At 71.4% G+C, this 12936-nt stretch carries 11 protein-coding genes; 6 read left to right on the top strand and 5 right to left on the bottom strand.

Annotation, left to right across the window (positions count from 1 at the left end):
• Positions 1-305: 305 nt before the first annotated feature.
• On the bottom strand, positions 306-4373 hold the full coding sequence (locus tag ACFY0F_RS12175) for a hypothetical protein (protein ID WP_388792173.1): 4068 nt from the start codon (positions 4371-4373) through the stop codon (positions 306-308).
• 130 nt (positions 4374-4503) lie between these two features.
• On the opposite strand from ACFY0F_RS12175, the gene ACFY0F_RS12170 reads away from it, so the two are divergent.
• Complete coding sequence (locus tag ACFY0F_RS12170; RefSeq protein ID WP_388792171.1) at positions 4504-5046, top strand: hypothetical protein; 543 nt, start codon at positions 4504-4506, stop codon at positions 5044-5046.
• 90 nt (positions 5047-5136) lie between these two features.
• Here ACFY0F_RS12170 and ychF read toward each other — a convergent pair whose 3' ends face one another.
• Positions 5137-6225: a redox-regulated ATPase YchF gene (gene ychF / locus ACFY0F_RS12165; protein WP_388792169.1), complete on the bottom strand. Its 1089-nt coding sequence runs from the start codon at positions 6223-6225 to the stop codon at positions 5137-5139.
• A gap of 189 nt (positions 6226-6414) precedes the next feature.
• Between ychF and ACFY0F_RS12160 the strand changes: the two genes are divergently transcribed.
• The gene (locus ACFY0F_RS12160) at positions 6415-7005 is read left to right on the top strand and encodes a DUF6542 domain-containing protein (protein WP_388792167.1); all 591 of its coding nucleotides are present in this window, start codon (positions 6415-6417) and stop codon (positions 7003-7005) included.
• A 4-nt stretch (positions 7006-7009) separates the two neighbouring features.
• Here the strand turns inward: ACFY0F_RS12160 and ppgK are convergent, their stop codons facing one another.
• Complete coding sequence (ppgK, locus tag ACFY0F_RS12155; protein WP_388792165.1) at positions 7010-7780, bottom strand: polyphosphate--glucose phosphotransferase; 771 nt, start codon at positions 7778-7780, stop codon at positions 7010-7012.
• Positions 7781-7830: 50 nt separating this feature from the next.
• Positions 7831-8847 (bottom strand): 4-hydroxy-3-methylbut-2-enyl diphosphate reductase, encoded by a 1017-nt coding sequence (locus ACFY0F_RS12150; RefSeq protein ID WP_388792163.1) that lies wholly within the window; start codon positions 8845-8847, stop codon positions 7831-7833.
• Between the two features lie 92 nt (positions 8848-8939).
• On the opposite strand from ACFY0F_RS12150, the gene xseA reads away from it, so the two are divergent.
• From xseA to ACFY0F_RS12135, 3 genes are all read left to right on the top strand, one after another.
• Positions 8940-10148 carry an exodeoxyribonuclease VII large subunit gene (gene xseA, locus ACFY0F_RS12145; RefSeq protein WP_388792161.1) on the top strand — a complete coding sequence of 403 codons (1209 nt, stop codon included), beginning with the start codon at positions 8940-8942 and terminating at the stop codon, positions 10146-10148.
• Positions 10149-10157: 9 nt separating this feature from the next.
• Entirely contained in the window at positions 10158-10382 is a 225-nt protein-coding gene (locus tag ACFY0F_RS12140; protein WP_388792159.1) for an exodeoxyribonuclease VII small subunit, read from the top strand.
• A 133-nt stretch (positions 10383-10515) separates the two neighbouring features.
• Positions 10516-11106: a malonic semialdehyde reductase gene (locus ACFY0F_RS12135; protein WP_388792157.1), complete on the top strand. Its 591-nt coding sequence runs from the start codon at positions 10516-10518 to the stop codon at positions 11104-11106.
• A gap of 61 nt (positions 11107-11167) precedes the next feature.
• Here the strand turns inward: ACFY0F_RS12135 and ACFY0F_RS12130 are convergent, their stop codons facing one another.
• Positions 11168-11692, bottom strand: coding sequence for a DUF4245 domain-containing protein (locus ACFY0F_RS12130; RefSeq protein ID WP_388792155.1), 525 nt, complete (start codon positions 11690-11692; stop codon positions 11168-11170).
• 127 nt (positions 11693-11819) lie between these two features.
• Here ACFY0F_RS12130 and glpX point away from each other — a divergent pair, with 127 nt between their 5' ends.
• Positions 11820-12854 carry a class II fructose-bisphosphatase gene (gene glpX, locus ACFY0F_RS12125; protein ID WP_388792153.1) on the top strand — a complete coding sequence of 345 codons (1035 nt, stop codon included), beginning with the start codon at positions 11820-11822 and terminating at the stop codon, positions 12852-12854.
• Positions 12855-12936 lie beyond the last annotated feature (82 nt).

Below are 12936 nucleotides of genomic sequence, written 5' to 3'. Positions count from 1 at the left end.
GCATGCCCAATCCACAGCAGCCTGAACTAAGGCGCAACGACAAGGGTGCCGCCACCCCTGAGGACAGCCGCCAGGTGAAGGCGGGCCAGGCGGACGGTGGCGCGAGCGGTCACCCGCACGGCACGGACAAGGGCGCCAAGGGAGGAGGAGAGGGGGGCGGAGTGCCTCCGGCACAGCAGCCCGATCACCCCTGAGCCCCACCCAACGCCCTGCCGAGCGGTCCCGAGGGGCCGCTCGGCGTCCGTGGGCGGGTCACCCGATCACGACGTCGCGGGCCGCTCCGAGCCTTCGAGCATCCTCCGCCGCTACCGGGCTGCCCCCTCCCACGCCCGCGTGAACAGCAGCGGCAGCGGGGCGTACGGCACCGCGGCCAGGTGTGATGTCGAGCGGTGCTCCCTGGCCAGAGGCAGCAGGCCGAGCTTCGACGCCTCGATCGGGAGGCGAGGCGGCTTCCGCTCCTGCCAGGCGCCCGGCAGGAAGAGGGAGCGGCCCGCTCGCGACCGGAGGGCACGCAGCACTCGGCCCGACGCGTGCAGCTCGGCCTCCGCCTTTCTGAGGCGGCCGGGCTGCCAGCCGGTCCACGCCTTGACGTTGCGGTCCGACGGGTCCGGCAGCGCCAGCAGCATCAGGTAGAGCGACGCGGCGTCCTTGCCCAGACCGAAGGCCTCGGCGCAGTCCTCGACGAGATGCGGCACCGACCGCGCGGGGTCCTGCTCCCGGCCAGGAGTCCGCTCACCGTCGGTGAGCAGGTGGGTTCCGAGCGCGGCGAAGTCGTCGCTCAGCAGCAGTCGCAGGTCCGCGACGGCGGGTAGTCCCGAGGGGCTGGGCAGCCACTGGGAGGGCAGTACGGAGTCGAGGTAGGCGTCCAACGCGTCCAGCAGAGGATCATCGGGTCCGTCGAGCGCGGCAGGGTCCACCCGCAGCTGACGCATGTCGTACGCCGCGTCGGCCACCTCCGTGACCGCCGGGTGAGCGGTGAGCACCTCCGTCGAAGGGGGCGGGCCCATCAGGTAGTTGCTCTGCAGTGAGAAGAGGGTGAGCGGACCGGGGCCCGAGGACAGCTCCTCGCACAGCCGGGAGATCGCCGCGCCCGCCGCGGGGCGCGACGGGTCGCCGACCGGGGTGCGGTAGGCGAGCCAGGCGGCGATCCTCGGCAGGGCCAGCAGGTGCGGTTCGCCCCCCAGGCCCGCACGGTGGGAAGCCAGACAGTCCGCGCCGGTGGCGAGCCGGCCGAGGAGGGCGGGCAGCCGCAGGTGGGGCCACCAGCTCCGGTGGTCCCCGTGGGGCTGCCGGGCCAGGGCCGCCTCGCCCTGGGGCGGGAGGGTCTCCTTGGCGGCGAGGGGCACCAGCGCGGTGGGCACGGGCAGGGGGCTGCCCAGCTCCGCCAGCCACCACCCGGCGGCCCGGTCCACGTCGGGCCCCGTGACCCACAGCTGCTCGGGGTCGTCGGGAAGGAGCTTGTCGTACAACGTGGTGAAGAACCGGGGGCCGAGCGCGTCGGTCAGTGCGGCGACCGCTCGTTCCGCCTCCTTGTACCGGATCTTCCAGGCCTCCAGGTCGGTGGAGTAGTGGCCGGAGAGGTAGCCGTCCTCCTCGTCCAGCTGGTAGGGCGCGCAGGGCACGTGTGCGGTCAGCAGCGCGGTGGCCTCCGCATGGGAGAGGCCCAGGCGCTCCGCGAAGGCCCGGGCGAGCTCCGGGCGCGCCGGTGCAGGTCCGTGCTCGCGGTACAGCTCCGCGAAGCGCGTGAACCAGGCGCCCGGACGCACGGGCTCCAGCACATGGGCCCGTGTGAGCTTCACGCCCGCGAGGGCCAGTGGGCCGTCCTCGGGGTGGGCGCCGTCCGGGGAGTACTCCCACAGTGTGCGCCGGGGGTCTCTGCCTCCACTGGCCAGGACGTAGGCGACGGACGTGTCCGTCCGGAAGACGGTCCCGGGAAGCGGGGCGTTGATGTCGGCACAGTCCTCGGGAACCTCGCAGTGGACGATCCGCCAGTGGCCCGGCTCACCGGTGACGAAGGGGTGGGCGGCGTACGTCATCAGCGACCGGGCCGCCGAGCCGCCCTTCGGCGAGGAGACGACGCACAGGGCGAGTGCCGCAGCGCACGCGTGGGTGTGCCGGAACCGGTTCCCGTTGCGTGGCAGGCGGTCGAACGTGGTGGTGGCCTGCCCCAGATCACCGCCCCAAACGGCCGTGCCCTCCTTGGCGAGCGCCATGATCCGACGGCTGATCCTGTCCTCCGGCTCCTGCTCGCCCGCGCCGGCGGTCGATGACACATCACCCTCGCCAGGGGTGAGGCAGCCGACCAGCCGCTCCAGTCCCGCACGGCAGTTGACGGCCATGACCAGGGCGCGGGCGGCCAGGCTGTGAATCGGCTCGCCCAGTTGTGGCAGCGCTTCCAGGATCGGTCCGCGATTGGGTCCCCGGACGCCCTCCCGCTCGACGTAGTAGGGCTGAAGCCTCCCCAGCAACTCCTCGACCTGCGCACGCGAGACGGTGTCGGGCAGCTGGGCCATCAGCAGCGTCACGACGTCCACGGCCGCGAACTCGGCCGCCGCCTCCGCGTCCTTGAGGAGGAGGTCCACCGCCACGCCCACGTGCACCAGCCGGCCGAGCAGCAGGACCAGTTCCTCGAAGTCGACGCCCGCGCGCAGCTTCGCCCTCTCACGGCCGAACCAGGCCCGGATCTCAGCGTGTCCGATCGGGTTGTCGAACAGCTCGGGGATCCGCTGCCAGCCCTTGGTGTCGTGCGGCTGGTACCAGCTGTTGGAGTCCATGCCCTTGATGGTCATCTCCAGGTCGGCACGCACCCTCGCCCGCAGCTCCCGGGCGAAGCGCTCGTCCGCCTGCAGGTGCTCCAGCTTCGGCCGGCGGCTGAGCTGGATGCTGTACAGCCGCGACGGGCCGAGCAGCTCCGGAGGGTCGGCGACCGGGGCCCCGTGCTCCAGAAGCAGGTCGATCAGGTCGAGAGGCGTCTTGCCGCCGCTGTACTCGTCCATGCGCCGGTAACGGAACCGCACGGGGACACCGTCGGCGGCCAGCCTGGGCGCGATCCGCTCGGCGAGCTCGTACATGACGGGCCAGGGGCCATCCCCGTCGCTGTTCGACAGGACGCACGCGGACAGCCAGGCCGCGGCCTCGCCGACGGGCAGCCCAGGGACCTCGCCGGTGAGCAGCGCCAGCGCACCGGTGCGCTCCAGCAGTTCCCGCCACACCTGGGAGCTCTCGCCGAAACGCCGGGGACGCAGCCTCAGCACTTGGCGGGCGGCCTCGGGCGCGCGCCTGCCCAGCAGGTCCATGGCCCGGCCCTTGAGACAGTCGGTCCAGAACTTGACCTCCGACAGCGAGACGCCGCCGACCGCGAACATCTCCCCGAGCACCGTGGCCAGTTCCGCCTCCGGTTCGAGACCGACGGCCCTGGCGAGCTTGCGCACATCGACGGCCAGCTGCGGATACACCTCGGACGACGCCTGGACACGACGGACCACCACCTGGCGGAACCGCGAGAGATCCGCCTCGGTCGCCTCTCCCTTGACGGCCAGCTCGCGAGCCCAGGCCCGCAGGACCGTGGCGGACAGGGCCTTGCCCTCGGCGTATGCGAGGTACCTGCCCAGCAGCCACTCCTTGTCGACCTTGCGCGCCTGCACCCGCTCGGCGGCCCGGGCGCGCCCGAACCAGGCGGCGGCTGTCGCATGCTCACCCTGGCGCAGGGCCAGATCGGCCATCTCGTCGAGGAACGTGACCAGCAGCGCGGGGAGCGACTCCTCCACGTCCTGGAGGACGCTGTCGACGTCCGCCTTGTAGACGGACCGCCACTGCTGCGTGCGTTCCTGCAGGAGCAGGATCTTCTCGGTGGCCGGCTCCTCGAGGCCGGGCTGGGCGGCGACGACCCGCTCGGGGAAGGGAAGGGCACCGTCGGAGGGGTCCGGTATGCCGGTGGAGAAGAGGCCGTGCGGCTCCCATAGCTGCCCGCGCATCAAGCGGTCGCGGTACGGGATGAGCTGTTCGGGAAGCACCTGGGTCAGCGTGCGGCCGTCGGACCCCGTGTACGTACGGGCCCACAGGCCACCGTCACCCGGCTCGTCGGTCAGCTCGACGGACTCGGCCTCCAGGGCCTCCCGCCACAGCGGGTCCGCGTCGGCGAGGGCACGCGGCGCACGGATTCCGTCCGACGCCCACTCACCCGCCTGCAGACGGCACGCCTCCCGGTGCTTCCGCAGGCGCGTCCGCGCCCCCAGCAGGGCTACGAGCCCGGGAGCACCCGAGATCGCATCGGGGAACTTCTTGAGCCTCCGCCCCTGCGGATTGCGGTAGACGACCTCCAGTTCGTCCGTCAGTTCCGCTGTGTAGCCGCCTTTTTCCACGCGCGTGCCCATGCCCCGGCCTTCCCCCGCAGTGCTGGTCCGATGATCGAACGCTACGCGGTGCCACTGACAACGCCGATCGACAGGCCTGGCTGCGGGCACCCCGCGACGCACTGTCCGAGGGCCCTGTTACCTTCCGCCCATGACCACATCGGACGCTCTGCTCCGCCGCCTCGAGCAGGACGCGTCGCTCGCCGACGCGCTGGCCTGGCCGGGGGACTTCGACATGGGCCGCCGGGATCCCGTCGAGGATCTCGTCCTGCCGTCCGGCAGGCCGCTGCACCCGGTAGCCGGATGCGGCGCCGGCGGCACTTACTTCCTCTGCGGGGAGGCCGGGGACGAGGAGCGGCCCGTCCTGTACGCCGATTCCGAGGGGCAGGCCGCGTTGATCGGCGCCGACCTCGTCGAGGCCGTCACACTCATCGCCGTACTGCCTTCTTGGCGCGACCTGGCGAAGGGCTTCCCGATCAGCGGGCTCGGCGCGGACATTCGGGCGGACCACCCGGACTTCGACGCCGAGCGCGACCGCCTCCTGCACGCCCTCGGGCTCGCTCCCGTCTCCGAGGAGGAGGCCGCCGCTCGGCTGCTGGCCGTGGTCGCACGCACGGCTCCCGACTACCTGCCACGCGTACCGGACGACGATCACCTGCCGTACGAGCCGCTGTTCCCGAGCGGTCCCGCTTAGCGAAGCCTGCGCCCGAGCCGGGCCCCGGTCACCGGCCGGCGGAGCGACACAGCCGCTCCGCCGCAGGTCAGGCCGCCTCTCACCGGAGTATCAGACGTTGAACCGGAACTCCACCACGTCCCCGTCCTGCATCACGTAGTCCTTGCCCTCCATCCGCGCCTTCCCCTTGGCGCGGGCCTCGGCGACGGAGCCGGCCTCGACCAGGTCGTCGAAGGAGATGACCTCGGCCTTGATGAAGCCCTTCTGGAAGTCGGTGTGGATGACACCGGCGGCCTCGGGGGCGGTGGCGCCCTTCTTGATGGTCCAGGCCCGGGACTCCTTGGGGCCCGCGGTGAGGTAGGTCTGCAGGCCGAGGGTGCGGAAGCCGACGTGGGCGAGGGTGGCGAGGCCGGGCTCTTCCTGGCCGACCGACTGCAGCAGTTCCAGGGCCTCGTCCTCGTCCAGCTCGGCGAGGTCCGCCTCCAGCTTGGCGTTGAGGAAGATCGCCTCGGCGGGGGCGACCAGGGCGCGCTGCTCGTTCTTGAAGTCCTCGTCGACCAGCTCGTCCTCGTCGACGTTGAAGACGTACAGGAACGGCTTGGTGGTGAGCAGGTGCAGGTCGTGCAGGAGCTCGTTGCGTTCGGTGCCCTGGACGATGCCGTGCGCGAAGAGGGTGTCGCCCTTCTCGAGGATCTCCTTGGCCTCCTCGACGGCCTTCACCTTCGGCGCGATGTCCTTCTTGATCCGCGACTCCTTCTGCAGGCGCGGCAGGACCTTCTCGATCGTCTGGAGGTCGGCGAGGATCAGCTCGGTGTTGATCGTCTCGATGTCGTCCTTGGGCGAGACCTTGCCGTCGACGTGGACGACGTTCTCGTCCTTGAAGGCGCGGATGACCTGGCAGATCGCGTCGGACTCGCGGATGTTCGCCAGGAACTTGTTGCCCAGGCCCTCCCCCTCGGAGGCTCCGCGCACGATGCCCGCGATGTCGACGAAGTCGACCGTGGCCGGCAGGATCCGCTCCGACTTGAAGAGCGAGGCCAGCTCGGCGAGGCGGGGGTCGGGGACACCGACCACGCCGACGTTGGGCTCGATCGTGGCGAACGGGTAGTTGGCCGCCAGCACGTCGTTCTTGGTCAGGGCGTTGAACAGGGTCGACTTGCCGACATTCGGCAGGCCGACGATTCCGATCGTGAGCGACACGTTGCGACTTCCCGTACGTGAGTGGGCCAGAGGCTGCCAGGGGTGAGGGGCCAGGGGACTGACCGGCCGATCCACCAGTCTACGGCGTCCCGGCGACCGCCCGACGGCCGCGTCGAACGCCCGGACAAGCTCGGTCCTACGGCGTGTCAGACGGGCTATTCGGCACATAAACCGACCTAGGTTGGTCCGATGGAGCAACACAGGACGCCACCCGAGCGATACGGACCGCGACGCGGTTCCCCACCGACGGCATTTCCGCCCCAGGCCAGGCGCCGCCAGGCGGATGAGCGGCGGCCCGGGTCGGGAGCGCCACGGGCGGGGCGGCCGGCACAGGGACGGCCGGCACAAGCGGCGCGGTCGGCGGCACGTCCGGAACCGGCGGGGCGGCCGCTGCCCCACCCCCGGCTCACCGGGCTCGGCGGGGGGCTGTTCGGCGCGGCGGCCATGTTCCTGCTGGGCTTCCTCGACCAGTTGCTGTTCGGGGCTTCCCTGACGCTGTACGGGGTGCTGTTCCTGCCGGTGTGCGTGCTCACCGCGCTGTGGGTGCGCGGCGGCGACCTGATGACCGCACCCGTGGTCGCGCCGATCGCCTTCGCCGTGGGGCTGGTCCCGGTGGCGGAGAGCAGCGGGGGCATGGGGGGCCGGGTGATGGGGCTGGTGACGGCGCTGGCCACGCAGGCGGGATGGCTGTACGGGGGGACGCTCGTCGCGGGGGTGATCGTGCTCGTCCGCAGAGCACGGCTGGTGCGCCGCCGGGCCCTGCGGCGGCGCACCGGCTGAGGGCTCACGGCGACAGCGGGGCGGCCTCCTGACCGTCCTTCGCCGCCCGCATCGCCGCTCCCACGATCCCCGCGTTGTTCTGCAGCTGAGCGGGCACGATCTCCGCCTGGATGCCCTCGATGAGGGGCAGGAACCTGTCCGCCTTGCGGCTGACGCCGCCGCCGATGACGAAGAGCTCCGGGGAGAAGAGCATCTCGACGTGGGCGAGGTACTTCTGCACCCGGTGCGCCCACTTCTCCCAGGACAGGTCCTCGTCCTCCCGTGCCTTGCTGGAGGCCCGCTTCTCGGCGTCGTGGCCGTGCAGCTCCAGGTGGCCGAGCTCGGTGTTGGGGACGAGGACGCCGTCGACGAAGACGGCGCTGCCGATGCCGGTGCCGAAGGTGAGCAGGACGACCGTGCCGCGGCGGCCCCGGCCGGCGCCGAACGCCATCTCGGCGACGCCGGCCGCGTCCGCGTCGTTGACGACGGTCACCGGCAGACCGCCCAGCCGCTCGCCGAACAGCGCGCGCGCGTCCGTGTCGATCCAGTTCTTGTCGACGTTCGCCGCCGTACGCACCGTCGCCCCGCCCGTGACCACTCCCGGGAAGGTGAGCCCGACCGGGCCCGTCCAGCCGAAGTGCTCCACGACCTGTTTGACGACGTCGGCCACCCCGTCCGGCGTCGCCGGATGCGGGGTGAGCACCTTGTGGCGCTCCTGGGCCAGGTCGCCCCTCTCCAGGTCCACGGGAGCGCCCTTGATCCCGGATCCGCCGATGTCCACACCGAAGATCTGCATGGATCCACGCTACGACGTACGGGGGACTGCCATGTTCCGGAGGGGGCGGGTCAGCCCTCGGCGGGCCCGGAGCCGCCCCGTTCCGCCACCAGGGCGGCCGCCTCCTCGCGCAGGTCGCGGCGCAGTTCCTTGGGCAGGGAGAAGGTGATGGACTCCTCGGCCGCCCTGACGATCTCGACGTCCCCGTAGCCCCGCTCGGCGAGCCACTCGAGGACCTGTTCGACCAGGACCTCGGGGACGGAGGCGCCGGAGGTGACGCCGACGGTGGTCACGCCCTCCAGCCAGGCCTCGTCGATCTCGCTCGCGAAGTCCACGAGGTGGGCGTCGCGGGCGCCGGCGAGCTTGGCGACCTCGACGAGCCGCTTGGAGTTGGACGAGTTGCGGGAGCCGACCACGATGACCAGCTCGGCCTCGGAGCCCATCTGCTTCACGGCGAGCTGGCGGTTCTGCGTGGCGTAGCAGATGTCGTCGCTCGGCGGGGAGATGAGCTGCGGGAACTTCTCCTTGAGGGCGTCGACGGTCTCCATCGTCTCGTCGACGGAGAGCGTGGTCTGGGAGAGCCAGACGACCTTGGACGGGTCGCGGACCTCGACCTTGGCGACGTCCTCGGGGCCGTCGACCAGCTGGATGTGGTCGGGGGCCTCGCCGGAGGTGCCGATGACCTCCTCGTGGCCCTCGTGCCCGATGAGGAGGATGTCGAAGTCGTCGTTCGCGAACCGGACGGCTTCCTTGTGGACCTTGGTGACCAGGGGGCAGGTGGCGTCGATGGTGGCGAGGCGCCCGCGGGCGGCCTCCTCGTGCACGACCGGGGCGACACCGTGCGCGGAGAACATCACGATGTTGCCGGGGGGCACCTCCTCCGTCCGCTCGACGAAGACGGCGCCCTTCTTCTCCAGGGTCTGCACGACGTACTTGTTGTGGACGATCTCGTGCCGGACGTAGACCGGGGCCCCGTACTGCTCCAGGGCCTTCTCGACGGCGATCACGGCGCGGTCCACACCCGCGCAGTAGCCCCGGGGGGCGGCGAGCAGGACACGGCGGCCAGGCGAAGCAGTCATGGCATCCATCGTAAGGCCGCGTCCGGGGGGCGAAGATCGTGCGCCCACGGCGGGAGCCGCGCCCTCGGTGGTTGTCGGTACCGGCCGTTACGCTCGGGCGCATGGCTGTGAACACGTCCGCGGACGCCCCGCTCCCCGTCGGCGAGGTCTCGCGGCTCATCGGGAGCTGGATCGACCGGCTCGGCGCGGTGTGGGTCGAGGGGCAGATCACCCAGTTGTCGCGGCGGCCGGGGGCCGGGGTGGTGTTCCTGACGCTGCGCGACCCCTCGTACGACATCTCGGTGAGCGTCACCTGCTACCGGCAGGTGTTCGACGCCGTCGCCGACGTGGTCGGCGAGGGCGCCCGGGTCGTGGTGCTCGCCAAGCCCGAGTGGTACGCCCCGCGCGGGCAGCTGTCGCTGCGGGCCGCCGAGATACGGCCCGTGGGGGTCGGGGAGCTGCTGGCCCGGCTGGAGCAGCTGAAGAAGACCCTGGCGGGCGAGGGACTGTTCGCGCCGGAGCGGAAGAAGCCGCTGCCATTCCTGCCGCAGCTCATCGGGCTGGTGTGCGGGCGCGCGTCCGCGGCGGAGCGGGACGTGCTGGAGAACGCCCGGCACCGCTGGCCCGCGGTCCGCTTCGAGGTGCGCAATGTCGCCGTGCAGGGTGTGCACGCCGTCCCGCAGGTCGTGCAGGCGGTGAAGGAGCTCGACGAGATCGACGCCGTCGACGTGATCATCGTGGCGCGTGGCGGTGGCAGTGTGGAGGATCTGCTGCCGTTCTCCGACGAGCAGCTGGTCAGGGCGGTCGCCGCCTGTCGTACGCCGGTGGTGTCGGCCATCGGGCACGAGCCGGACAACCCGCTGCTGGACCACGTCGCCGACCTGCGGGCGTCGACGCCGACCGACGCGGCCAAGAAGGTCGTGCCGGACGTCGGCGAGGAGCTGGAGCGGGTGCGGCAGCTGCGGGACCGGGCGCGGCGGTGCGCGACGGCGCTGGTGGAGCGCGAGGAACGGGGGCTCGCGCACGCCCTCGCGCGGCCCTGCATGGAGGATCCGCACCGGATGGTCGACGAGCGTGCCGACCAGGTGACGTCCCTCGTCGACCGCGGCCGGCGCACTCTCGGCCATCTCCTGGACCGGGCCGACTCGGAGCTGACGCACACGCACGCGCGCGTGGTGGCCCTGTCCCCCGCCGCGACCCTGAAGCGCGGGTACGCGGTGCTGCAGAAGGCCGATGGCCACGTGGTGCGCGATCCGGGTGAGGTGACGGCGGACGAGGCGCTGCGCGCGCGGGTCGCCGAGGGCGAGTTCTCCGTACGAGTGGACACATAGGGTGGGCGGATGACCAGCAAGGTGGAAGAGGCGCTCGGTTACGAGCAGGCGCGGGACGAGCTGATCGAGGTCGTGCGACGGCTCGAGGCGGGCGGTACGACGCTGGAGGAGTCCCTCGCGCTCTGGGAGCGCGGCGAGGAGCTGGCCAAGGTCTGCCGGCGGTGGCTGGAGGGGGCCCGGGCCCGGCTGGACGCGGCGCTGGCCGAGGAGGAGGAGCGGGAGAAGGGGGAGTAGGCGCGGGTCGCGGGCTGTTAAGTGGATCACGCACCTCCGGGATTTGTTGAACTTTGAACTTCCCTGTCGTACGGTCGTGCCGTCAGCCGGTCCGGCACGCCGGATCCCGACGTCATCAGGAGAAAGTTCAGCCATGTCCCTCGTGCTCGACCCCGCCGCCCAGGACCTGCTCTTCCGCGAGGCCCGTACCGCGAACGCCTTCACCGACGAGCCGGTGACCGACGAGCAGGTACAGGCGATCTACGACCTGGTCAAGTTCGGCCCGACCGCCTTCAACCAGACCCCGCTGCGCATCACCCTGGTCCGCTCCCCCGAGGCCCGCGAGCGCCTGGTGCAGCACATGATGGAGGGCAACCGGCCCAAGACGGCCACCGCGCCGCTGGTCGCGATCCTCTCCGCGGACAACGAGTTCCACGAGGAGCTGCCGACGCTGTTCCCGGCCTTCCCGCAGGCCAAGGACGCCTTCTTCAGCGAGCGCCCGGTGCGTGAGCACTCCGCCGGAATGAACGCCGCCCTGCAGGCCGCGTACTTCATCATCGGCGTCCGCGCCGCCGGCCTCGCCGCCGGCCCGATGACCGGCTTCGACGCCGAGGGCGTCCGCAAGGAGTTCCTCGACGACGACCACACCCCGCTGATGGTCGTCAACATCGGCAAGCCGGGCGAGAACGCCTCCCACCCGCGCTCGCCGCGCCTGGCCTACGACGAGGTCGTCACCACCGTCTGAGCCCCGCGCGCATACGACAGGCCCCCGGCATCCGCCGGGGGCCTGTCGTCATGTCGGCGGCTCACGCCATCTTCAGCGCCTCGGCCATCTTCGTGAGCTGCGCGAACGACGCCGTGCCCGCCACCACCGTCGTGGAGCCGGGGGTGTCCTGGAGGACGAGGGCGTCGTAGCGTCCGCCGGTGTAGCGCCTCCACGTGCGGCCGCCGATCCGCTCGGTCACCTTGGTGGCCTTCGCCCCCTGGCTCGCGGTGTCGATGAAGTCGGCGCGCTTCTGAGTCGACTGCTCCACCGCCACGTATTGACCACCGGGATTCTGGAAACCCAGATGCCAGCGGTCGAACTGGTCGCCCTGGAAGCGGACGGACGTCGCCTTCCAGGTGCTGGGCAGGCCCTCGGGCGCGGCCACCGGGTAGTCCGCGGCGCGCCGCGCCGTGAGCAGCTCGACCCGGTAGTCGACCCTTTCGAGGTCGGGAGTGTGGTCGTCGTGCGGGACGAAGAGATAGATGACTCCCGCCGCGAGCCCGACCACGGCCAGGGAGAGGATCATGTCCCGGACCGTCTTCTGCTTGCCTTTCATGCCTGCCACGTCCTCTATCGTCGCAGGTGCCCGGCCCGCTCATCCGTGGGGTCCCCTGCTCATTTTGTCTGTCTGGCGCTAGAGTCGGGGCCAACACCCTCATCCGGCCGTCGTCGTATCAGAAAGGTGCGCTCCGATGACCGAAAACCATCATCTGCCGTCCGAGCTCGATGTCCCCGCCGAGGCTCCCGACCGCAACCTCGCCCTGGAACTCGTCCGGGTGACCGAAGCCGCGGCGATGGCCGCGGGCCGCTGGGTGGGGCGCGGCGACAAGAACGGCGCCGACGGCGCCGCGGTGCGCGCCATGCGGACCCTCGTCTCCACCGTGTCGATGAACGGTGTCGTCGTCATCGGCGAGGGCGAGAAGGACGAGGCCCCGATGCTCTTCAACGGAGAGCACGTCGGCGACGGCACCGGGCCCGAGGTCGACATCGCCGTGGACCCGATCGACGGCACCACGCTCACCGCCAAGGGCATGCCCAACGCGATCGCCGTCCTCGCGGCCGCGGAGCGCGGAGCCATGTTCGACCCGTCCGCCGTGTTCTACATGGACAAGCTGGTCACCGGCCCCGACGCCGCGGACTTCGTCGACATCGACGCGCCCGTGGCCGTGAACATCAAGCGGATCGCCAAGGCCAAGAAGTCCACGCCCGAGAACGTCACCGTGGTCATCCTGGACCGGCCCCGGCACGAAGGCCTGATCAGAGAGGTCCGGGAGGCCGGCGCACGCATCAAGCTCATCTCCGACGGCGACGTGGCCGGCTCCGTCTACGCGCTGCGCGAGGGCACGGGCGTCGACCTGCTGCTCGGTGTCGGCGGCACGCCGGAGGGCATCATCTCGGCCTGCGCCGTGAAGTGCCTGGGCGGCACGATCCAGGGCAAGCTGTGGCCCAAGGACGACGAGGAGCGGCAGCGCGCCATCGACGCCGGACACGACCTGGACCGGGTCCTCACCACCGACGACCTGGTGTCCGGGGAGAACGTCTTCTTCGTGGCGACCGGCATCACCGACGGTGAACTGCTGCGCGGTGTGCGGTACGGGCCGGAGACCGCGCTGACCGAGTCGATCGTGATGCGGTCCCGGTCCGGGACGGTACGCAAGATCGACTCCGAGCACCGGCTGAGCAAGCTGCGGGCCTACAGCGCGATCGACTTCGACAGGGCGAAGTAGTCGCCAGGACGTGCGGGAAGCGCCGGGGCGGGCAGCCCCAGGGCAGTACGCGAACGGGGCGCTCCCGGTGCGGAGGGGGCGC

Origin of the sequence: Streptomyces sp. NPDC001544 (assembly GCF_042894285.1) — a bacterium.
GTDB lineage: Bacteria > Actinomycetota > Actinomycetes > Streptomycetales > Streptomycetaceae > Streptomyces.
The sequence above is the reverse complement of the archived record's forward strand: the minus strand, read 5'-3'. Positions and strand labels throughout refer to the sequence as shown.